Genomic DNA, 20,633 nt, shown 5'->3' on the forward strand with positions numbered 1-20,633 from the left:
TTTTCATGCCGCATCTCGTACTCGACCCGCATCTCGTACTCGACAAGGCCTCGGTTCACTATGACGGCCAAGCAGCGCCGGCGGTCGACCGAGTTTCCATCGATGTCGCCAAGGGCGATTTCGTCGTGCTGGTCGGCCGCTCCGGCTGCGGCAAGACCTCGCTGCTCAATGTCGCCGCCGGCCTGGTCGAACCCGCGCGCGGGGTCGCCACGATCGGCGGCAGACCGATCACCGGCCCAGGCTCCGACCGGGCGGTCGTGTTCCAGAACGATGCGCTGTTTCCCTGGCTGACGGCTCGTGAAAACGTCGGCTTTGCGCTCAGGCTGCGCGGCGTGCCGCAAGCCGAGCGGGCGCGCCGCGCCGACCAGTTGCTGGCGCTGGTCAAGCTTGACGGCGTCGGCGACAAACGCATCTGGGAATTGTCCGGCGGCATGCGCCAGCGCGTCGGCCTCGCCCGAGCGCTCGCGGCCGAGCCGGAATTCCTGCTGCTCGACGAACCGCTCGGCGCACTCGATGCGCTGACGCGCGAGCGCATGCAGACGACGCTGCTCGACCTGTGGACCGCAAGCCGGGTCGGCGTGCTGATGGTCACGCATGGCATCGAGGAGGCGCTGGTGCTGGCCACAAGCATCGTCGTTTTGGCGCCCGGACCGGGCCGCGTGGTGCGGACATTCGAGACCGGTTTCAGCCGGCGCTATGCCGCAGGCGAGCCGATCCGCACCATCAAGGCCGATCCGGCCTTTGCCGCGGCGCGCGGCGAGCTGACCGATGCGATCTTCGAAGGAGAGGTGGCATGAGCGTCACCTCCTACAGCGAGCGGCCGGCCACCGGGACCGGCGAGGCCGATGCCATTTCGGTGCCGTGGTCGCGGCCGGTGCGGAAGCGGCGCGGGGTTTCCTCGCGGGCGATCAGCGCCGTCACCATCCTGGTCGTGCTGGCGGCATGGGCGCTGTCTGCGCGCCTGCAACTGGTGTCGCCGGTGTTCCTGCCGTCGCCCGCCGCCGTGTGGACCAAGTTCATCGTGGTGATCAAGGACGGCTTCGTCGACGCGACTTTGCTGCAGCATATCGTCGCCAGCCTCGGCCGCGTGTTCGCGGCGCTGCTCGCGGCCATCGTCATCGGCGTTCCGGTTGGGCTGGCTATCGGCATTTCGACGGTCGGGCGCGGCATCTTCGATCCCTTGCTCGAATTTTTGCGGCCGATCCCGCCGCTCGCCTATCTGCCGCTGGTCATCATCTGGTTCGGCATCGGCGAGCCGTCAAAGATCCTGGTGATCGCCATTGCCATGCTGGCGCCGGTGGCGCTGTCGACGGCCTCGGGCGTGCGCGGTGTCTCAAAGGAGCGCATCGATGCGGCGCGTTCGCTTGGTGCGACGCAGCGCCAAGTGGTGCGCCATGTCATCCTGCCCAGCGCGCTGCCGTCGATCCTCACCGGCCTGCGCATCGCGCTCGGCGCCGGCTGGTCGACGCTGGTTGCAGCCGAGCTGGTGGCGGCAACGCGCGGCCTCGGCTTCATGATCCAGTCGGCCGCCCAGTTCCTGGTCACCGATGTCGTGGTGATGGGAATAGTGGTGATCGCGACAATAGCCTTCGTGCTGGAATTCATCATCCGCCGAATCGAGCGTCAGCTGGTTCCGTGGGCGGGAAAGGAATGACAACAAGTTCTGCCGGTTTGACCGGCTGCTTCCCTTCGCAGCACGGCGACCGCCGACCCCGGAACAGAAGGAGTGATGTCATGACCCAGTCCACCGCGGTGCTGTTCGCCCATCTCGGCAACTGGCTGCTCGCCTGGCGGGAGAACTCGTCGTCGCAGCCGCAGCCGAAATCGCCGGCCCCCGTGCAACTCGACGCCGAACGCGACCGCCTGCCGCCGCGCGACGAGGGATTTTACTGGGCCTGGCAGTATTGGTCGCAGTGAGGTGATGGAGATTAGCGCCAGCCTTCGCGATTTCGTCATCCTAGGGCGAAGCAAGGAGCGAAGCGACGCGGCGCAGACCCTAGGATCCATGCCGAGACGCTGATGCTACGCTCCAGGGGAGCAACAAACCGGGCGCCTACCACCCGGTTCCGCGAAACAGCTCAAACCACTCCGGATTGGCCTTCTCTATCAGTTCGATCTTCCACTGTCTCGGCCATCGCTTCAGCGACTTCTCGCGTTGAATGGCATCGGTGATGTCGAAGAATTCCTCATACCAGACCAGCCGTTGAACACCATAGCGGCTGGTGAAGCCTGCGCCCTGGCCGGATTTGTGTTCAGGCATGCGGCGGGAGAGATCGTTGGTGACGCCGATGTAGATCGTGCCGCGTTTTTGGCTTGCAGTCATGTAGACGTCGCCGGTCATGGTTTCAGGGTATCGAGCCTCGGTTCGCGCACAAGCGACATTCTGATCCGTTCCACTCTACGGCAAACGTCACGGCATGGATCCTAGGGTCTGCGCCGCGTCGCTTCGCTCCTTGCTTCGCCCTAGGATGACGAGTGCTGGGTTCTGAAGAAAATATTTCCACGTCAAGCAGCCAACTCGCAAAATCGTTTCTCTACTAAATTTATAGACCTACCTAGCCTTGTCTCTCATCCACGGCAGGGAGCCCTTCCCGGCGCCGGTTCGCAGCGAAGGAAGAGGGATCATGTTCAGCCTGACCAGACGCGTTTTCGGCCTTGGCCTTTTGGCGGCGGGCATTGCTGCCTCGCTCAGTGCCTCGGCGCAAGAGTTGAAGCAGCTCAACATCGGCTATCAGAAGACCGGCCTGCCGGTCATCGCCCGGCAGCAGCAGGTGATCGAGAAGGCGCTGAGCGACAAGGGTGTCGCGGTGAAATGGGTCGAATTCACCGCCGGCCCGCCGTTGGTCGAGGCGCTCAATGTCGGCGCCATCGATGTCGGCTGGACCGGCGACGCACCGCCAATCTTCGGCCAGTCGGCCGGCGCCAACATCGTCTATGCGGCGGCACTGCCGGCCAATGGCGACGGCGAAGCGATCTTCGTCAAGCCGGCATCGCCGATCCAGTCGCTCGCCGGCCTCAAGGGAAAGCGCATCGGCGTCGGCAAAGGCACCAGCGCGCACAATCTGCTGGTCGCGGCACTCGAAAAAGCAAACATCCCCTTCGACCAGATCACCCCGGTCTATCTCAGCCCGGCCGATGCCGCGGCGGCTTTCGCCAGCGACCAGATCGATGCCTGGGCGGTCTGGGATCCGTTCTACGCCATCGCCGAGACACGCTACCAGCCGCGCGTGCTGGCGCGCTCCAGCGAGGTGCTCAAGGTGAACACCTATTTCCTCGCCAACAAGGATTTCGCCAAGGCGCATCCGGAGACGATCACCACGACGATAGCGGCGCTCGGCGTGGCGGCGAAATGGGCGGACGCGAACCGCGACAAGGTTGCCGCGGCGCTGCATGAGGTGACCGGCGTGCCGCTCGATGCACAGACGATCGCGGCCAACCGCACCAAATTCGGCATCTTCCCGATCACCGACGAGATCATCGCCGGCCAGCAGGCGACAGCCGATCGCTTCTACAAGCTCAAGCTGATCCCGAACGCGGTGCGCATCTCCGACGCCGTGTGGACCGCACCGGGCAATTGAACTTTCTTGTGTGGCGCCGGGCGGAAAACGCCCGGCGCCTTTGCCGTTTCAAGCCTCAGGGATTTCGCCATGACCGCTTCATCAAGCCCGCAAGCCGGCCCGCTCGATTTCTTCTGGTTCATCCCGACGCATGGCGACGGCTCCTATCTCGGCTCCGAACAGCAGCAGCGGCCGCCGGAGTTCGCTTACTTCAAGGAGATCGCACAGGCCGTCGACCGGCTCGGCTTTCCCGGCGTGCTTTTGCCGACCGGGCAGAATTGCGAGGATTCCTGGATCACCGCTTCCGGACTAGCGGCGCTGACCGAAAAGCTCAAATTCCTGGTGGCGCTGCGGCCCGGCGTGACGCTGCCGACCTTCGCGGCGCGCCAGACCGCGGCGCTCGACCGGCTGAGCAATGGCCGCCTGCTGCTCAACGTCGTGGTCGGCGGCAACCCGACCGAGCTTGCCGGCGACGGTGTCTTCCTGCCGCATGACGAGCGCTATGCCCAGGCGCAGGAGTTCCTAACCATCTGGCGCGCGCTGGTGTCGGGCCAAAGCGTCAATTTCAACGGCAAATATTACCGCGTCGACAATGGCCGCCTCGACCTGTTGCCGAGCCAGGAGCGGCCGCCGCTCTATTTCGGCGGCTCGTCGGATGCGGGCCAGGAGCTCGCCGCCGATCTGGTAGACATGTACCTGACCTGGGGCGAACCGCCGGCACAGGTGGCCGAGAAGCTCAGTGCTGCGCGCAAGAAAGCCGAACGGCGCGGCCGCAAACTGCGTTTCGGCATCAGGCTGCATTTCATCGTGCGCGAGACCGAGGAAGAGGCCTGGCGCGCCGCCGACCGGCTGATCAGCCACGTCACCGATGCCCAGATCGAAAATGCCCAGGCCCGCTTCACCAGGGAGATGGACTCTGTGGGACAGCGGCGCATGGCCGAACTGCATGGCGGCCGCCGCGACAGGCTGGTGGTTTCGCCCAATCTGTGGGCCGGCGTCGGCCTGGTGCGCGGCGGCGCCGGCACAGCTTTGGTCGGCTCGCCCGAGCAGATCGTCGAGCGCATCCGCGAGTATCAGGCGATCGGCATCGACACCATCATCGGCTCCGGCTACCCGCATCTCGAGGAAGCCTACCGCGTCGCCGAGCTTCTGTTCCCGCGTCTCGGCCTGGGCACCAGGCGGGCACGGGCGCATGAGCACATCGCCAATGAATTCGCCGTCGGGTTCCACGGCGCCAACCGCCTTCAGGCGTCGTCATGAGCCTGGCTCAACGGGTCAAACAGAACGGCATCGGCTGGCTGCTGCCGGCGTTGGTCATAATTGGCTGGGAAGCCGCCAGCCGCGCCGGCGTGATGCCGCCCAATGTGCTGCCGGCGCCGAGCGCGGTGGCCGAGGCCTTCTGGCGGCTGACGCTGTCGGGCGAGCTGATACAGAACATCGGCGTCAGCACGCTGCGCGCGCTGGCCGGCTTTGCCATCGGCGGCTCGATCGGCTTTGCACTCGGCCTTGCCAACGGGCTGTCGGCGCTCAGCCGCGGCCTGACCGACACGACGCTACAGATGATCCGCAACATCCCGCATCTGGCGCTGATCCCGCTGGTCATCCTGTGGTTCGGCATCGACGAGGAAGCAAAACTGTTCCTGGTGGCGCTCGGCGTGTTCTTCCCGATCTACGTCAACACGCTGCTCGGCATCCAGAGCGTCGACCCGCATCTGGTCGAGATGGGCCGGGTCTACGGCATGGACCGCCGCGCGTTGTTTTTTCAGGTGATCCTGCCCGGCGCGCTGCCGGCGATCTTCGTCGGCCTGCGCTATGCGCTGGGCATCATGTGGCTGACGCTGATCGTTGCCGAAACCATCTCGGCCAGTTCCGGCCTCGGCTACATGGCCATGCAGGCACGCGAATTCCTGCTGATCGATGTGGTCGTGCTGTCGATCCTGATCTATGCGCTGCTCGGCAAGCTTGCCGACAGCTTCGCCCGCCTGCTCGAGCGGCTGTCGCTCGGCTGGCATCCCGCCTTCCAGAACGCCTGAGGGTTCGATGCCAACCGCCAGCCTGACCGCCATCCGTTCCTTCGTCGCCGCGCCGGAACCGTCACGGCCGGAGGAGGCCGTCGAAAGGCAGCGCGCCTTTGCCTTCAAGGGCGTGGAAAAGCGCTTTGGCGACAAGGTCGTGCTCGACGGCATCGATCTCGATGTGCCCGTCGGACAGTTTGTGGCCGTCATCGGCAAGAGCGGCTGCGGCAAGAGTACGCTGTTGCGGCTGCTGGCCGGGCTCGATCGGCCAACCGCTGGATCCCTTACATTCGGGCCGGAGGCGAAGGCCGGCGCCGGGGAAGAGAGCCGCTTCATGTTCCAGGAGCCGCGGCTGTTGCCCTGGGCCAGCGTGGTGAAAAACGTCGAGGTCGGGCTGACCGGGCTTGCCACCGGTGCGGAAGCCAGGCGGCGCGCGCTCGCCATCCTGGGTGAAGTCGGCCTCGCCGACCGCGCCGACGAATGGCCCTCGGTGCTGTCGGGCGGCCAGAAGCAGCGCGTGGCGCTGGCGCGCGCCCTGATCGGCCAGCCTCGGATCCTGGCGCTCGACGAGCCGCTCGGCGCGCTCGATGCGCTGACCCGCATCGAAATGCAGCAGCTTCTGGAACGCATCTGGCTGGAGCAAAAATTCACCGCGGTGCTGGTCACGCATGACGTCGCCGAGGCGGTTGCGCTCGCCGACCGGGTGGCGGTGATCGAGGACGGCCGCATCGCGCTCGATCTCGACGTGTCGGTGGCGCGGCCGCGCCGGCGCGGTTCGGTCGAGCTTGCCAGGCTGGAGGGCAGGATTCTGGATCAGCTGTTCGGGTAGTGCTGTCGCGGGCAGGGCATTCTATCCGAACCGGATAGATAGGTAACAGAATGGACCGGCAATATGGGGTGGCTGTTTTCTTGCTCGCCGGGTTGGCCCTGTTTGCGACTGCGGGTTTGACCAGCGCCTTCCCCCACTCCGTCACCGCTTCGCGGCGCCACCTCTCCCCCCTTCGGAGGGAGAGGAAGGGAGCCAGGCCGCATAAGTTCGCGCCCCTGCAAGGCTCGCGCCTTTCCTCTCCCCCGTCGATCGGGGGAGAGGTGTCGAGCGAAGCTCGACGGAGTGGGGGTCGATCTGTGGCGGTCGACTTTCGTCGCAACTCACCCCGGCGAACGGCTCGCCCATACCAGCCCGGCGAAACCGACCAGCATGGTCACGATGCCGGTATAGAGCCATTGCGGCTGGCCGGTCATGAAGCTGCCGCCGACCACGCCAATGCCTTGCAGCGACCACAGCGCGCCAATGGCGAGCACGATCAGCGCCAGCAGATATCTGAACAGTCTCATCGCCAAGATTCCTTTCCGAAGTCGATCGTCAACTGCGCCATGACCGTGATGACAGAGCGAAAGGACGGCGCCCAATCGCGCTCTCTTCTACTTGTACTATAACGTCCTGCCTTGCTCACGGAATCTGTGAAACAGCTCGCAATATCGCTGGCGATACGGCCGCGCCACACGAAAGATGCCTGACAAACTGTTTCCCAGCGACTCCAAACGTGTGCCAGTGCCACGGAACTGCCCGATGCTTGCCGCATTTCCCGCCTTATTCGACACTTAACGGCTGGGGTCTGTCGAAAACGGAGCCAATCCCCCCAACATGAAGAAAACAAACCAGACCGCGCTTGTCGCGGTAACGGTCGCGGCTGGCCTGATGGTCGGTGCATCCGCCTCCTCCGCCGCCGGCCAGTGCGGCCGCGCCTCCTGGTACGCACTGCATTCCAGGACCGCCAATGGCGAACGCATGAACCCGTCGGCGCTGACCGCCGCGCACCGCAGCCTGCCTTTCGGCACCAAGTTGAAAGTGACCAACCAGAATAATGGCCGCAGCGTCATCGTGCGCATCAACGACCGTGGACCGTTCATCAAAGGGCGCGTGCTCGACCTGTCCAAGGGCGCCGCCGGCCAGCTCGGCTTCATCGGCTCGGGCCATACCTCGGTGTGCATGGCGCGCGTCTAGATCTGTCCAAGTCCGGCCCGATCGGGCCGGACACATCCTGCCCCGTCGTCCAACAGCCTTGCATTTTGCAGTGCACATTGAGCCGGCTGCACCCGCCCAACGCGGTTTCTCAAGGCCTTGGACGAAAGATTGGCATTATGTCACGCCACGTGACGTATTGCATCGCAGCAATATCTTGTTAACCTCCGCGCGAGACATTCAAGGCTCGGCGCTGTCCGTCGTCCCTTCGGTCACGGCAGCTGCGGAGTACCTGATGTTCTATCAGCTCTATGAAATGAACCATGCCGCCTTGCAGCCCGCGCGGCTTTATGCCGATGCAGTGCGGCTGTTCTACACCAACCCGCTCAATCCGTTTTCGCATACGCCGTGGGGCCGCTCGGTCGCCGCCACCGCCGAACTGTTCGAGCGCACGACGCGCCGCTACAGCAAGCCGCATTTCGGCCTGAGCAAGACCGTGGTCGACTGGAAGAGCGTCGAGGTCAGCGAAAAGACGGTGTGGTCGAAGCCGTTCTGCAATCTTACCCGCTTCGAGCGGTCGGTGCCCGCCGGGCGAAAGGCCGACCCCAAGCTTCTCATCGTGGCGCCGATGTCGGGCCATTATGCGACGCTGCTGCGCGGCACGGTCGAGGCGATGCTGCCCTATGTCGACGTGCACATCACCGACTGGGTCGATGCCCGCATGGTACCGGTGACTGACGGCCATTTCGACCTCGACGACTATATCGACTACATCATCGACATGCTGCATGCGCTGGGGCCGGACACCCATGTGATGGCGGTGTGCCAGCCTTCGGTGCCGGTGCTGGCAGCGGTGGCGCTGATGGAAAAGCGCGGCGATCCCTTCGTGCCCTCGACCATGACCCTGATGGGCGGGCCGATCGACACACGCCGCAACCCGACCGCGGTCAATCTTCTGGCCAAGGAAAAGGGCATCGACTGGTTCCGCGACAACGTCATCATGCATGCGCCATGGCCGGTGCCGGGCTTCGGCCGCGAGGTCTATCCGGGGTTCCTGCAGCTGTCGGGCTTCATGAGCATGAACCTCGACCGCCACATCACCGCCCACAAGGACTTCTTCATGCATCTGGTCAAGCATGACGGCGACAATGCCGAGAAGCACCGCGATTTCTACGACGAATATCTGGCGGTGATGGACCTGACGGCGGAATTCTATCTGCAGACCGTCGACACGGTGTTCGTGCGCCATGCGCTGCCCAAGGGCGAGATGACGCATCGCGGCGAGGTGGTCGACACCAAGGCGATCCGCAATGTCGCGCTGTTCACGGTCGAAGGCGAGAACGACGACATTTCCGGTCTCGGCCAGACCCAGGCCGCCCACGATCTCTGCCCCAACATCCCGGCTGACCGGCATGCGCATTACATGCAGCCGGCCGTCGGCCATTACGGCGTCTTCAACGGGTCGCGATTCCGCTCGGAAATCGTGCCGCGCATCGTCGATTTCATCACCAGCTACGGCCGCCAGAACCGGGTTGCGGTGAAACCAAGGCTGGTCCGCTCCGCCAAAAGCTGAGGCTCGATCCGGCTGCAGCGTGCATTGCCCGCAAAAGCGGGGCGATTTTGCGCGCCACAGGCGTTCTGTTGCACAATAGACGCTGTTGGGCGGGCGCGGGTAACCATGCCGAAGAATCTGGCTCCCCTTATAATTGACACGGAGTGTAAATCCCCTTTAACCTTTCGTTAAGAACAAGGGCGAACGGGGACAATGACTTCCTCACCGATGGCACGGACGCTGCGCTTGTGGGCGGCAGCAGGGCTGGCGATCTCTGTGTGCTGGGCAGTGCCGGCATTTGCAGGCGGCGCCATGGCGACGGGCGGCATGACCTCGCAGCCGATCGGCCACTATGATTTCTGTAAAACCCAGCCCGGCGAATGCTCGATCCGGCCGAGCAACCTCAACCCCGCCGCGATGACCGACGCCTTCATGCGCAAGCTGATCAACGTGACGTCAAGGGTCAACGCCGCCGTCAAGCCGATGAGCGACTACGACATCTATGGCAAGGACGAGGTCTGGGCCTATCCCGACAAGGGCGTCGGCGATTGCGAAGACTATGTGCTGGAAAAGCGCCGCCAGCTCTCGCGCTCTGGCGTGTCGCTGGCCGATCTCTTGATCACCGTCGTGCGCAAGCCGGACGGCGAAGGCCATGCCGTGCTGACGGTGCGCACCGACAAGGGCGACTACGTCCTCGACAATCTGACCGACAAGGTGAAGATCTGGGACGCCACCGGCTATCGCTTCCTCAAGCGGCAGGCCATCGACAACACCGGCCGCTGGGTCTCGATCCGCGGCGGCCAGCAGGTGCTGGTCGGCGCGGTTCAGTAAATAAGGACGATGCATGTGAGCGCGTCGCTGCGAACAGCTTCGTCGGAAGCCCGCGGCTAATAACTTTCACGAGATAACCGCAAGTCGGCGCTGCCCCTCATTGCCCTGCCGGGCATTTCTCCCCGTATAGTGACGGGGAGAAAGATGCTGCCATCGGTGATTTCGCCAATCGTCAACGTTGCAAAATAGGCGCAGCGCGGCGGATGAGGGCAGCGCTGACCTCGAAATCTTATCTCTCGAAACGCCTCCTCAAAAAATTTCGCTACCTGCGTGAACCAAACCGTCTCCAGCGGCGACACACAGCCGTAAACAGAAACCCAACCATGGAGACTTCAAATGACTGCTTTCCTGCGTAATGCTTTCCTCGCCGCCATCGCGGTATCGTCCCTGGCCGGATCCGCTATGGCCGACCAGACCGGCTGCGCCAAGAACAACCAGTGGGGCAATCGCTGTTGCGATCTCACCTCGGACTGCCTGGGTGGCGGCCGCGGCGGCGATCATGACAGCACTGGCGGCCGTGGCGGCCAGGCCGGCGCGAAGTAATCTCGCTATATGCCCGCTGGCGACGGCCGGCGGGCATCGCCTTCAGGATGAAATGCCGGCGCTATTGATGAGCATTCGTGGCCTTGGCGCCGCCCTACTTACGCCGCTCCAGTGCGGCCCAGATCGAGGCGGTGATGCGGGCAAGCTCGGCTTCGCTCAGCTTCTCGATGTTCTCGGCCAGGAGATTGGCCAACTCGGTGGCGGCAGGACTGAGGCCGGACGTATCGAGTCTCACCCGCGGATGTGAGGCCTCGGCCAGACGCGCCAGCTCTTCGGCATCGTCCCAGATGACGTTGAAATAGCCGATGATCTTCTGGATCAGCGTCCAGGTCGGCGCGCCGCGGCGGCCATGTTCCAGCGCCGACAAATAGGCGGCGCTGACTCCGATCGCCTGCGCCATGTCCTTCTGGCGCAAGCCGCGCTCGGCTCGAAGCGCCCGCAGTTTTTCGCCGAACGGCGTCATCAGCGGGTTCGCCTGAGTCGAACGTAGAGCGCGCCCGAACCGCCGTGGTTGCGGGCGGCGTGATCGTGGCTGGAGACCAGCGGCCGGAAGGCAGGCGTCGACAGCCAGGCAGGCACGGCGCGCCGCAAGACTCCGTCGCCGCCCGACGACGACCCTTTTCCCGTAATGACGAGGACATAGCGGATGCCGCCGGCATGGGCCCGGTGCAGGAACGAAAACAGCAGCGAATAGGCCTCGTCCTGGGTCATGCCATGCAGATCGACGCGGCCTTCGATCGGCAGCCGGCCCTTCTTCAGCTTGTCCAATGTCGGCTCGTCCAGCGCGTGCGATACATGCTGCGCCTTCGGCTTGGCGGCGAGGACCGGACCGACAGCGACTGGCGTCTGTGCCGGCTTAGGGTCGACGACGATGTCGGGAATCTCGACCGCGGTCCGGCCCTTCAGCGGTCGGGCGGTGCGCGCCACCAGGTTCCACAGCACCCGATCGTCTTCGTTGAGTTTATCGGGGCGCTTGCTCATCGATTCGATTCCGAAACGAGAGCGCGTGGAACCAAGGCATAGAAATCGGCCGCATTGCGAACGACGCCGGCGATCTCGCCGGCCGCATCGCCGGAGCCGGCGAACAGATCGCCCCGCGCCGGTCCGGTGATGGCCGAGCCGGTGTCCTGCGCAATCATCAGCCGCCGGAACGGTTTTCCATCGAAGGCGGTCAGCGACGGAGCGTCGATGTAGAAGGGCGTGCCGAACGTATGCAGCAGCCGGTCGACGGCGAGCGAGCGGCCGGGCGTCAACGGCACCTTGGCGGCGGCGATAGGACCGAGTGCGGCATCGTCGACATCGGCTTCGCGAAAGAAGATGTAGGAGCGGTTCTGCCAGAGGATCTCGTCGACGCGATCCGGATGCGCCCTGAACCAGGCGCGGATAGACTGCATCGTCACTTTTTCCAGTCGGATTTCGCCGAGTTCGGCGAGAATCTTCCCCGGACCGCTGAAACGTTGGCCGGATTTGGCGGCGTAGGTGACGCGGCAAAGCCGGCCGTCGGTCATCTTCAGCCTGGCCGCACCTTGCACATGGATGAAGAAGACGTCGACCTTGTCGGCAAGCCAGGCGATTTCCAGGCCTTGGCCGGCCAGCGCGCCTCTCTCGATCTCACTGCGGTCGAAATACTCCACCAGGCCATCATCGATGTCGACGAGATCGGAAGGCCGCGCCAGCAGCGGCACCGTGAATTCATCCGTGCGCACTGGTGAGGCCTCGGCCTCGGGCTCGTAGAAGCCGGTGACCAGGCCGAGGTTTTCGGATCGAATCTGGACCGGGGCGAAATGGCGCTCGAAAAAAGCCTTGGCCGCCGACCGATTCGCCGGCGAAACGGTGCGCGCCTCGTCATAGGCGCCGGCAAACGCGTTGAACCGGACGCCCAACGAACCGGTGCGGTAGGGCTTGTTCAGGACATGAAAGGCCGAACGGCGGAAGGCTTCGAAAGCGGGCAGATGGTCATCGGAATTCCAACCGGGAAGATCATCGAAGGACTTTTCCACGAAAAGCGGCGAGAGCGACACCTCAGCCTCGCCACTGCCGATGTTTGCCTGCATGTCGCTATCCCAAAAAAGCTGCCCGCACCGGGCGACATGCATAGGCTCAGTCTTCTTCCTCGGTGGCGACCAGCTTCCAGTTCGGATCGCGCGAGCGTGTGTCGCGGGCGAAGGTCCAGACATCCTTGACCTCGGCCACCGTCTCGGGATCGCCATCGATGACGGCACCCGCCTTGTCGCGGGTCGCCGAAATCAGTTCGCTCACGATGCGCAGCGTGATGTGGGCCTCGCCGCCCTTCATCTCGGCCGAGACGATGTCGGCCTTGTCGATGCCGACGAAGGAGGACTGGATCTTTTCGGCTTTCGCCTCGCGGTCGCCAATCGCGGCAACGAAGCCGTCAAAAACCTCGCGCGACAACAGGTTCTTCAGCGTTTTTCGGTCGCCATCGGCATAGGCCATGACAATCATCTCGTAGGCCATCTTGGCGCCGTCGACGAAGACTTTGGGGTCGAAGGAGGGATCATTATCCTTGATCGCGCGCAGGCCCTTGTTGAGGTCGGTGTCGGGCTTGGCGAAGGCATCGATGGCCGCGTAGGTCTCGGCAGCCGTCTCGCCCGGCATGCGCTTGCGTGGCAGCGAAACCACATTTTCGGGCTTCTGGGTCGCGTCCTTCTCGGTGCGGCTGGCCGTGTACGGATCGAAGGGCGGGCGCTCGCTGCCCGTGCGGCGGCCAAGCACGTTGCGCAGCTGGAAAAAGATCACCACCGCCGCAATCAGAAAGAAAATGGTGCCGAAGTCGAAGAATCCCATATCTTTCGCCAATCAATCCCTGACCTGGCCGGGACCGCCAGCCAATCGGGCGGCGGTCGCATGGCGTTAAACATGCAAAGCATATAGAACGCATGGCGCAATCATTCAAATCAAAGGCAGGCATACCTATCTAACGGCCTCAGTGCCAGCGGCGATTATGCGCCGCCCGGCAAACATGGAAACGATCGGTCAAGACTTGCGCATTTCCTTCCTTCCTCTGTTCCTGCTTGCGCTGCCGCTGCTGGAAATCGCCGGTTTCGTCATTGTCGGCCGCGAGGTCGGGGCGCTCGCCACGGTCGGCCTGGTGCTGGCTTCAAGCATTGCCGGCGTGCTTCTGCTCCGGCACCAGGGTTTTGGCGTCATGGCGCGGGTCCGCGCCGAGATGGCCGGCGGCGGCGACCCCAGCCGCCAGCTCGCGCATGGCGCCATGATCGTGGTCGCCGCGATCCTGTTGATCATCCCTGGCTTCATTACCGATATTATCGGCCTGCTGCTGTTCCTGCCGCCGGTGCGCGACCTTGCCTGGCGCAAGCTCAAGGGCCGCATCGTCGTCGCGACCGATTTCACCGCCGGCGGTTTTCGCGGCAGGTCGCGCGACAAGGTCATCGACCTCGACGACGGCGACTATTCGCGCGAGGACGATTTCAAGCGCGGTCCCGACCATAACTCGCCGTGGCGCCGCCTGAAGGACGACTGACCGTCGCCTTGAGGACGACTGAGGCTACATCGACCCCTTCGGCCTGAAGGCGGCAAACCTTGTCTTGTCATGCCGACCATGCTAGCCAACGCCCGATTTCAATTCGGTCAGCGCTGCTGTCCAGGCAAAAGGAACAAGGCTCATGGCCAGCAAAGATGACGCGCCGGTCGGCGCCGCCAACGGCAACGGCGAAACGGCGCAGCCGTCGCTCAACGTGCTTGCCCAGTATGTGAAGGACCTGTCCTTCGAAAGCCCCGGCGCGCCGAACTCGCTGCGCGGCCGCGACAAGGCCCCAGGCATTGCGATCAATGTCAATGTCAATGCCAACCCGCTCTCCGACAAGCAGTTCGACGTCAATCTGACCTTGAACGCCAAGGCGTCCTTCGACCAGGAAGTGCTGTTCAATGTCGAACTGGTCTATGGCGGCGTCTTCGCCATCGCCGGCTTCCCGCAGGAGCACATGCTGCCGATCCTGTTCATCGAATGCCCGCGGCTTTTGTTCCCGTTCGCCCGCCAGATCATCGCCGAAGCCACCCGCAATGGCGGCTTCCCGCCGTTGATGCTCGACCCGATCGATTTTGCCCAGATGTTCCAGCAGAAGCTGGCCGAGGACCAGGCGGCATCGAAGGTCAAGGTGAGCTGAAGGCAAGCGTCACGCGCATGAGTTGAAAGCCCGGCTTCGTGCCGGGCTTTTATATACTGAGATGCTGGCGGGACAGCACGCCCTCTGCCTTGCCAGGCATCTCCCCCTAAGGGGGAGATTGGCCGTCATCGCGACCTTCGCCAAATTTAGACGTTGCAGGAATGGGCTGGAGCGGCGAAGCTGCTGATCTCCCCCCTTGAGGGGGAGATGGCCGGCAGGCCAGAGAGGGGAGTGACGGAACGCTACCTCCGCGATCCGTTCACCCCGCCGCCACCTTCAGCCACAGCGCCTTTTCGCCCAGCGTCGCCACCAGCCCCGCATGCGCCGCTCGCTCGCCTTCAGTCAGGCGCGGCGGCAGGGCGATTGGCCTGACGGCGATCGAGATGTCGATGTCGGCAACGTCGCCATTGCTGTTGAGCTGCACCACGACCGCGTCGAGGACAAGTGCGGCCTGCTTTCCGCCGATGAGTTCGATGTAGACTTCGGCCAGGAGCTCGGAATCGAGCAGCGCGCCGTGCTTGGTGCGGTGGCCGTTGTCGATGCCGTAGCGGCGGCAGAGCGCGTCGAGCGAATTGGGTCCCATAGGGTGCTTGCGCCGCGCCAGCGCCAGCGTGTCGACGACGCGCCCGGTGTCTATGGCCGGCTGGCCGAGCCGCCCGAATTCCGTGTTGAGGAAGCCGATGTCGAAACTGGCGTTGTGGGCGACGAGCTTGGCGCCGTCGGTGAAGGCGAGCCATTCCTCGGCGATTTCGGCAAAGGTCGGCTTGCCGACGAGGTCGGCGGCGCTGATGCCGTGCACGGCTTGCGCCTCGACATGGACGGCGCGCCCCTGCGGATTGATGAATTTGTGGAAGGTGCGGCCGGTCGGGAAGCGGTTGACCAGCTCGACGCCGCCAAGCTCGATGATGCGGTCGTCGCGCATGTCGAGTCCGGTGGTTTCGGTATCGAAAATGATCTCACGCATAGAATCAACCTACTCCTGGAGGAGTAGAATCATGGAGCGGAACAAAATGGCAATGGGTAATGCCGACAGCCTGCCGTCAGGGGCCTGATGGGCGCGACTTATCCCCCAGGAGTTAGCAGGCGAGCTCAGCGTCCTGAGAGCTCGGCAATGATCGCGCCGACCGCGGTGCGGGCGGCGTCCATGCCTTCACCGGTGTCGATGACGAAATCGGCCTGCCGGCGCTTTTCGGCGTCGGGCACCTGCTTGGCCAGGATTGCCGCCAGCTTTTCCTCACTCATGTCAGGACGCGCCAGCACGCGGGCGCGCTGGATATCGGCCGGCGCGGTGACGACGACGACCTTGTCGACACGGTTGCGGCCGCCGGTTTCGAACAGCAGCGGAATGTCGAGCACGACGAGCGGCGCGCCGGCGGCGCGGTGCCTTGCCAGAAAGGCATCGGCATCGGCCCGCACCAGCGGATGGACGATCGCCTCCAATGTCTTCAGCGCAGCAGCGCTGCCGAGCACGCGGCGCGCCAACTCGGTGCGGTCGACCGAACCGGCAATCACGGTGCCGGGAAAGGCCGCCTCGACGAGAGGTGCTGCCTTGCCGGCATAGAGGCGATGCACGGTCTCGTCGGAGTCATGCACCGGCACGCCGGCGTCGACGAACATTTTCGCCGTCGTCGACTTGCCCATGCCGACCGATCCGGTGAGGCCGAGCACGGTCATCATTTGGCGCCCATCATTTGCGACCCATCATTTGGCGAGGATGTCGGCGACGATCATCTGTCGCAACTCAGGCGTGACCTGCGGCATCTTGCCGAACCAGCGTTCGAAACCGGGCACAGCCTGGTGCAACAGCATGCCGAGCCCGTCGACCGTCTTCAAATTTCTCGCGCGGGCAGCGGCAAGCAGCGGTGTTTCCAGCGGCACATAGACGATGTCTGCGACAATGGCGTGAGCTGGCAGGCCGGCCGGATCGGCGGCCAGCGTCGCATCGCCATGCATGCCAAGTGCCGTCGTGTTGATCAGCAAGCCGGCATCGCCAAGCAAGTCGCCGACCGCGCCATGCGCCGAGACGCCGGCCCCGAAGCGGTCGGCGAGTTCCTGCGCCCGCGCCAGTGTGCGGTTTACGATGCGGATATCGTTGATGCCGCGCACTTTAAGCGCGTGGATGACCGCGCGCGACGCGCCGCCGGCGCCGAGCACCACGGCCGGAGCGTTTCTCTCCCAGCCCGGGGCATGCTCGTCGAGATTGCCGGCAAAGCCGATCCAGTCCGAATTGCCGCCCCATAGCACGCCGTCGTCCAGCCACAGCATGTTGACCGCGCCGATCATCTCCGCCGCTTCGTCGCGGCGCTCGACCCGGGCGAAGGCGACTTCCTTGTGTGGAATGGTGACGTTGCCGCCCTGATAGCCATTGGCCTCGAGCGACGAGAGGAACTCGGGAAAATCGGCCGGCGCGACATCGATCGCATAATAGCTGCCGTCGATGCCGTATGTGTTCAGCCAATAGCCGTGGATCTTCGGCGAGCGCGAATGCGCGATCGGATGGCCGGTGACGAAAGCTTTTTTCTCAACCATCGATGGCTCCGAGCGCACGCAATTCCGCCAGCACCGGTAACAGCGGCAGGCCGACAATGGTGAAATAATCGCCTTCGATCTTTTCGAACAGCTGGATGCCTTCGCCCTCGATCTGGTAGGCGCCGACGCTCGACAACGCCTTGGCGCCGACGCGGGCCAGGTGCCGGCCGACGAAGGCCGGATCGAGCTTGCGCATGGTAAGGCTGGCGATGCCGACATGGCGCCACAGCACCTTGCCGTTGCGGCAGAGCACGGCGGCGCTGTTCAGCTGATGCGTCTTGCCTGACAGCGCCAACAGATGGCGGCGGGCGCCTTCCATGTCGGCCGGCTTGTGGAACACTTCATCTCCCAGTGACAAAGTCTGGTCGCAGCCGAGCACCAAGGCGCCCGATCTGCGTTCGCTGACCTCGGTCGCCTTGGCTTCGGCGAGTATCAGGGCGACATCTTCCGGCGACACACCGCTGTCCTGCAACGGCGCCTCGAGCGCACGCTCGTCGACATCGGCAGGCACCGCTTCGATGCCGAGCCCGGCATTGATGAGCATTGCTTTGCGGAACGGGCTGCCGGAGGCGAGGATGATTTTTTCGGTCATGGGTTCTGGGCCTGGTCGATAGTGGTTGATTGGGGCAGGAGGTCGCGTTGCCATCCCATCATCTATTCTTCCCCCGCAGGGCAACAATGGCTGCCGCGGTCTCTTCGATCGAGCGGCGGCTGACGTCTATCATCGGCCAATTGTGGCGGGTGCAGATCTGGCGGGCATAGGCGAGCTCTTCGGCGATCGAGGCACGGTCGACATAATCGGTCGCTTCGTAGGTGCTGCTGTTGCCGAGCACGCGGTTCTGCCGGACATGCGAGATGCGTTCGGCGGTGGCGATCAGCCCGACGATCAGCGGCTTGGTAGCAGCGGCCAGGCTTTCGGGCACCGGCACGCCGAGCACGATCGGGATGTTGGCGGTCTTGATGCCGCGGTTGGCGAGATAGATGCTGGTCGGCGTCTTCGATGTCCTGGAAATGCCGATCAGCACGACATCGGCGTCGTCCATGTTGAGCGGCAGCTGCCCGTCATCATGCTCCATCGTAAAATTGAGTGCGTCGATACGGTGGAAATAATCGGCATCGAGCACATGCTGGGCGCCGACGCGGCGGCCGGCCGGCGTGCCGAGATAGGACTGGAACACGGTGAGGACCGGCTCCAGCACCGAAACGCAGGGCAGCCCCATGGCGGCGCAGCGCTCGTCAATACCGCGCGCCAGCTTCTGGTCGACGACGGTGTAGAGGATGATGCCCGGTTCCTCTTCTATGTCCTCGAAGACTTTCGCCACCTGCTTTTCGGTGCGGATGAGCGGATAGATATGCTCGATGGCGCGCGCATCCTTGTATTGCGCCGAGGCGGCTCGGCCGGCCGCCAGCAGCGTCTCGCCGGTGGCGTCGGAAATCAGGTGCAGGTGAAAGAAGCTCTGGGGTTTGTTCACAGGGGGCGCCTCAGGCTGTGGGCTTGTGTGGATAAACCGGGGCCGCAAAGGCGACCGGCTGGAGGCGACTGTATCAGAAGGCCAGTTGTCCACAATTCGATGCGCTGTCAGCTTCACTGTGCGGTTGGGGACAAATCTGGGGACGGGCGTTTTTGCCAGCGCTTCATCCACAGAGGCGGTTTTTCAGCGGCTACGTCAAACCATTGACTCCAGTGATGGAATCCTGGTCATCCACACTCTTTGACAATCCCGCGGAAGAAACACGCGACAAAATGCTGGCTGGCCTTTTCCAGGGCAAAGCGGGACAGGTGACAACCACCGATACCAACAGACTCTTAGAATCAGAAAATTCTAGAAATAGACTATTTAATTATAGAGAAGGCAGGGAAGAGAGCGCTCAATGCCCGAGAACCGCATCGTGCTGGACGTGCTGAGAGGCGAGGCAGTGTTTCCGCCGCCGCTCTGGATGATGCGCCAGGCCGGGCGCTATTTGCCGGAGTACCGCGAGACCAGAAAGCGCGCCGGGTCCTTTCTCGATCTTTGCTACAATCCTGATCTGGCCGTCGAGGTGACGCTGCAGCCGATCGAGCGCTTCGGCTTCGATGCCTCGATCCTGTTCTCGGACATTCTGGTCGTGCCGCATGCGCTTGGGCGCGATGTCCGCTTCGAGGAGGGCCGCGGGCCGCTGCTGACGCCAATCACTGCAGCTCAGATTTCGGCTCTCAACGGCGAAACGTTTCACGTGAATCTCGAACCCGTCTACGAGACGGTTCGCCGGCTGCGTGCAAGATTGCCTGACGAGACCACGCTGATCGGCTTCTGCGGCGCGCCGTGGACGGTGGCGACCTACATGATCGCTGGCCACGGCACACCCGACCAAGCGCCGGCGCGGCTGTTTGCCTATCGCGAACCGACGGCCTTCAAGCATCTCCTGAAAGTGCTCGCCGACCACTCCGCGGCCTATTTGATCCGCCAGATCGAAGCCGGTGCCGACGTGGTGCAGATTTTCGATTCGTGGTCCGGCGTGCTTGATGATGCGTCTTTCGATCAGTTCTGCGTGCAGCCGGTGGCGGAGATCGTCAGGCAGGTTCGTGCGGTTTATCCCGATGTTCCGATCATAGGCTTTCCCAAGGGCGCCGGCGCCCGCTACGAGACCTATCGTGAGAAGACCGGTGTCACGGGGCTGGGGATCGACTGGACCGTACCCCTGGCGGCGGCGAACGAACTGCAGCGCTCGGGTGCGGTCCAGGGCAACCTCGATCCCTTGCGGCTCGTGGCCGGCGGCAAAGCCCTGTCGGACGGCGTCGATGCGATCCTCAAGGCGCTGGGCGACGGACCGCTGATCTTCAATCTCGGCCATGGCATCACGCCGGAGACGCCGGTGGCACATGTCGAGGCGATGGTGAAGCAGGTGCGGAGCGCGACACGCTGATGGCTCAATCGGATAATACGCGCGGCAACAGCACTCGTGGGGCGATGATGCGCATGACCATCGGCATCGGAGTGCTGGTTGTTCTCACCGCACTTTTGTTTTTCTTTGCGCCTGAGGGTTTCTATCCCTGGGCGAAGGCAATCCATATCCTGGCCGTCATCTCCTGGATGGCCGGCATGCTCTATCTGCCGCGATTGCTGGTCTACCACGCCGACGCAGAGAAGGGGTCCGTCCAATCGGAGACCTTCAAGGTGATGGAGCGGCGTCTGCTGCGCGGCATCATCAATCCGGCGATGATCGTCACCTGGGTGTTCGGGCTTTGGCTTGCCTGGAAAGTGTTTGGCTTTCACGGCGGCTGGCTGCACGCCAAGATAGGCTTGGTGCTGTTGCTGTCGGGCGTGCATGGCTATCTGGCCGGTGCTGTCAGGAAATTCGCCGAGGACCGCAATGAAAAACCGGCGCGGCACTGGCGAATCGTCAACGAGATCCCCACATTGCTGATGATCGCCATCGTCATCCTGGTTGTCGTCAAGCCGTTCTAGGCCCATTTCGGTCGACAAAACGCAGCTTGCTCTTTCCCCCGACCGACGATAA

26 protein-coding genes are annotated in these 20,633 nt (G+C 63.7%); 15 read left to right on the plus strand and 11 right to left on the minus strand.

Features of this window, described 5'->3' with window-relative positions; all coding sequences use genetic code 11:
• Positions 1–5: 5 nt before the first annotated feature.
• The 3 genes from NKK50_RS19220 (at position 6) to NKK50_RS19230 (ending at position 1,917) form a co-directional block, all read left to right on the plus strand.
• Positions 6–797, plus strand: coding sequence for a taurine ABC transporter ATP-binding protein (locus NKK50_RS19220; protein ID WP_023672087.1), 792 nt, complete (start codon positions 6–8; stop codon positions 795–797).
• Positions 794–1,654: an ABC transporter permease subunit gene (locus tag NKK50_RS19225; protein ID WP_023672088.1), complete on the plus strand. Its 861-nt coding sequence runs from the start codon at positions 794–796 to the stop codon at positions 1,652–1,654. Before NKK50_RS19220 ends, NKK50_RS19225 begins: the two co-directional genes overlap by 4 nt.
• An 80-nt stretch (positions 1,655–1,734) precedes the next feature.
• Entirely contained in the window at positions 1,735–1,917 is a 183-nt protein-coding gene (locus tag NKK50_RS19230; RefSeq protein ID WP_023672089.1) for a hypothetical protein, read from the plus strand.
• A gap of 136 nt (positions 1,918–2,053) precedes the next feature.
• Here the strand turns inward: NKK50_RS19230 and NKK50_RS19235 are convergent, their stop codons facing one another.
• Positions 2,054–2,341: a GIY-YIG nuclease family protein gene (locus NKK50_RS19235; protein ID WP_023672090.1), complete on the minus strand. Its 288-nt coding sequence runs from the start codon at positions 2,339–2,341 to the stop codon at positions 2,054–2,056.
• Between the two features lie 283 nt (positions 2,342–2,624).
• Between NKK50_RS19235 and NKK50_RS19240 the strand changes: the two genes are divergently transcribed.
• The 4 genes from NKK50_RS19240 to NKK50_RS19255 all read left to right on the plus strand — a co-directional run bounded on the left by NKK50_RS19240 (position 2,625) and on the right by NKK50_RS19255 (position 6,401).
• Positions 2,625–3,578 (plus strand): sulfonate ABC transporter substrate-binding protein, encoded by a 954-nt coding sequence (locus NKK50_RS19240; RefSeq protein WP_023672091.1) that lies wholly within the window; start codon positions 2,625–2,627, stop codon positions 3,576–3,578.
• 69 nt (positions 3,579–3,647) lie between these two features.
• A complete protein-coding gene (gene ssuD, locus NKK50_RS19245) occupies positions 3,648–4,817 on the plus strand; it encodes an FMNH2-dependent alkanesulfonate monooxygenase (RefSeq protein ID WP_352543766.1) in 1,170 nt (389 codons plus the stop codon).
• The gene (locus NKK50_RS19250) at positions 4,814–5,590 is read left to right on the plus strand and encodes an ABC transporter permease subunit (RefSeq protein ID WP_352539077.1); all 777 of its coding nucleotides are present in this window, start codon (positions 4,814–4,816) and stop codon (positions 5,588–5,590) included. The genes ssuD and NKK50_RS19250 overlap by 4 nt, the downstream gene beginning before the upstream one ends.
• A gap of 7 nt (positions 5,591–5,597) precedes the next feature.
• Positions 5,598–6,401 carry an ATP-binding cassette domain-containing protein gene (locus NKK50_RS19255; protein ID WP_023816131.1) on the plus strand — a complete coding sequence of 268 codons (804 nt, stop codon included), beginning with the start codon at positions 5,598–5,600 and terminating at the stop codon, positions 6,399–6,401.
• A gap of 320 nt (positions 6,402–6,721) precedes the next feature.
• On the opposite strand, the gene NKK50_RS19260 is transcribed toward NKK50_RS19255, so the two are convergent.
• Positions 6,722–6,907: a hypothetical protein gene (locus tag NKK50_RS19260; protein ID WP_352543767.1), complete on the minus strand. Its 186-nt coding sequence runs from the start codon at positions 6,905–6,907 to the stop codon at positions 6,722–6,724.
• 310 nt (positions 6,908–7,217) lie between these two features.
• On the opposite strand from NKK50_RS19260, the gene NKK50_RS19265 reads away from it, so the two are divergent.
• The 4 genes from NKK50_RS19265 to NKK50_RS19280 all read left to right on the plus strand — a co-directional run bounded on the left by NKK50_RS19265 (position 7,218) and on the right by NKK50_RS19280 (position 10,461).
• On the plus strand, positions 7,218–7,577 hold the full coding sequence (locus NKK50_RS19265; protein WP_023710327.1) for a septal ring lytic transglycosylase RlpA family protein: 360 nt from the start codon (positions 7,218–7,220) through the stop codon (positions 7,575–7,577).
• Between the two features lie 253 nt (positions 7,578–7,830).
• On the plus strand, positions 7,831–9,108 hold the full coding sequence (locus NKK50_RS19270) for a polyhydroxyalkanoate depolymerase (protein ID WP_352543768.1): 1,278 nt from the start codon (positions 7,831–7,833) through the stop codon (positions 9,106–9,108).
• A 192-nt stretch (positions 9,109–9,300) separates the two neighbouring features.
• Positions 9,301–9,918 (plus strand): transglutaminase-like cysteine peptidase, encoded by a 618-nt coding sequence (locus NKK50_RS19275; protein WP_352543769.1) that lies wholly within the window; start codon positions 9,301–9,303, stop codon positions 9,916–9,918.
• A gap of 336 nt (positions 9,919–10,254) precedes the next feature.
• Positions 10,255–10,461, plus strand: a complete 207-nt coding sequence (locus tag NKK50_RS19280; RefSeq protein ID WP_023672099.1) for a hypothetical protein — start codon at positions 10,255–10,257, stop codon at positions 10,459–10,461.
• A 94-nt stretch (positions 10,462–10,555) separates the two neighbouring features.
• Here the strand turns inward: NKK50_RS19280 and NKK50_RS19285 are convergent, their stop codons facing one another.
• The 4 genes from NKK50_RS19285 to NKK50_RS19300 all read right to left on the minus strand — a co-directional run bounded on the left by NKK50_RS19285 (position 10,556) and on the right by NKK50_RS19300 (position 13,266).
• The gene (locus NKK50_RS19285; RefSeq protein WP_352543770.1) at positions 10,556–10,924 is read right to left on the minus strand and encodes a helix-turn-helix domain-containing protein; all 369 of its coding nucleotides are present in this window, start codon (positions 10,922–10,924) and stop codon (positions 10,556–10,558) included.
• Positions 10,924–11,442, minus strand: a complete 519-nt coding sequence (locus NKK50_RS19290) for a Smr/MutS family protein (RefSeq protein WP_023672101.1) — start codon at positions 11,440–11,442, stop codon at positions 10,924–10,926. Before NKK50_RS19290 ends, NKK50_RS19285 begins: the two co-directional genes overlap by 1 nt.
• Positions 11,439–12,482: a murein transglycosylase A gene (gene mltA / locus NKK50_RS19295; protein WP_352543788.1), complete on the minus strand. Its 1,044-nt coding sequence runs from the start codon at positions 12,480–12,482 to the stop codon at positions 11,439–11,441. Before mltA ends, NKK50_RS19290 begins: the two co-directional genes overlap by 4 nt.
• A 79-nt stretch (positions 12,483–12,561) precedes the next feature.
• Entirely contained in the window at positions 12,562–13,266 is a 705-nt protein-coding gene (locus NKK50_RS19300; RefSeq protein ID WP_023672103.1) for a Tim44/TimA family putative adaptor protein, read from the minus strand.
• A 196-nt stretch (positions 13,267–13,462) separates the two neighbouring features.
• On the opposite strand from NKK50_RS19300, the gene NKK50_RS19305 reads away from it, so the two are divergent.
• Complete coding sequence (locus NKK50_RS19305) at positions 13,463–13,963, plus strand: FxsA family protein (RefSeq protein WP_352543771.1); 501 nt, start codon at positions 13,463–13,465, stop codon at positions 13,961–13,963.
• A gap of 142 nt (positions 13,964–14,105) precedes the next feature.
• Positions 14,106–14,606: a protein-export chaperone SecB gene (gene secB, locus NKK50_RS19310; RefSeq protein WP_023672105.1), complete on the plus strand. Its 501-nt coding sequence runs from the start codon at positions 14,106–14,108 to the stop codon at positions 14,604–14,606.
• Between the two features lie 259 nt (positions 14,607–14,865).
• Here secB and dnaQ read toward each other — a convergent pair whose 3' ends face one another.
• The 5 genes from dnaQ to NKK50_RS19335 all read right to left on the minus strand — a co-directional run bounded on the left by dnaQ (position 14,866) and on the right by NKK50_RS19335 (position 18,724).
• Positions 14,866–15,570, minus strand: coding sequence for a DNA polymerase III subunit epsilon (gene dnaQ / locus NKK50_RS19315; RefSeq protein WP_023732819.1), 705 nt, complete (start codon positions 15,568–15,570; stop codon positions 14,866–14,868).
• A gap of 125 nt (positions 15,571–15,695) precedes the next feature.
• A complete protein-coding gene (gene coaE / locus NKK50_RS19320) occupies positions 15,696–16,280 on the minus strand; it encodes a dephospho-CoA kinase (RefSeq protein ID WP_352543789.1) in 585 nt (194 codons plus the stop codon).
• A gap of 27 nt (positions 16,281–16,307) precedes the next feature.
• The gene (locus NKK50_RS19325) at positions 16,308–17,135 is read right to left on the minus strand and encodes a shikimate dehydrogenase (RefSeq protein ID WP_023698099.1); all 828 of its coding nucleotides are present in this window, start codon (positions 17,133–17,135) and stop codon (positions 16,308–16,310) included.
• A complete protein-coding gene (locus NKK50_RS19330) occupies positions 17,128–17,727 on the minus strand; it encodes a Maf-like protein (RefSeq protein WP_023698100.1) in 600 nt (199 codons plus the stop codon). Before NKK50_RS19330 ends, NKK50_RS19325 begins: the two co-directional genes overlap by 8 nt.
• A gap of 58 nt (positions 17,728–17,785) precedes the next feature.
• Positions 17,786–18,724, minus strand: coding sequence for a pyruvate, water dikinase regulatory protein (locus tag NKK50_RS19335; protein ID WP_488505159.1), 939 nt, complete (start codon positions 18,722–18,724; stop codon positions 17,786–17,788).
• 283 nt (positions 18,725–19,007) lie between these two features.
• On the opposite strand from NKK50_RS19335, the gene hemE reads away from it, so the two are divergent.
• A complete protein-coding gene (gene hemE / locus NKK50_RS19340) occupies positions 19,008–20,039 on the plus strand; it encodes a uroporphyrinogen decarboxylase (protein ID WP_352543772.1) in 1,032 nt (343 codons plus the stop codon).
• Positions 20,039–20,581, plus strand: a complete 543-nt coding sequence (gene hemJ / locus NKK50_RS19345) for a protoporphyrinogen oxidase HemJ (protein ID WP_023685042.1) — start codon at positions 20,039–20,041, stop codon at positions 20,579–20,581. Before hemE ends, hemJ begins: the two co-directional genes overlap by 1 nt.
• The last annotated feature ends 52 nt before the right edge of the window (positions 20,582–20,633 follow it).

It is taken from the genome of Mesorhizobium sp. M0001 (assembly GCF_040324255.1).
GTDB lineage: Bacteria > Pseudomonadota > Alphaproteobacteria > Rhizobiales > Rhizobiaceae > Mesorhizobium.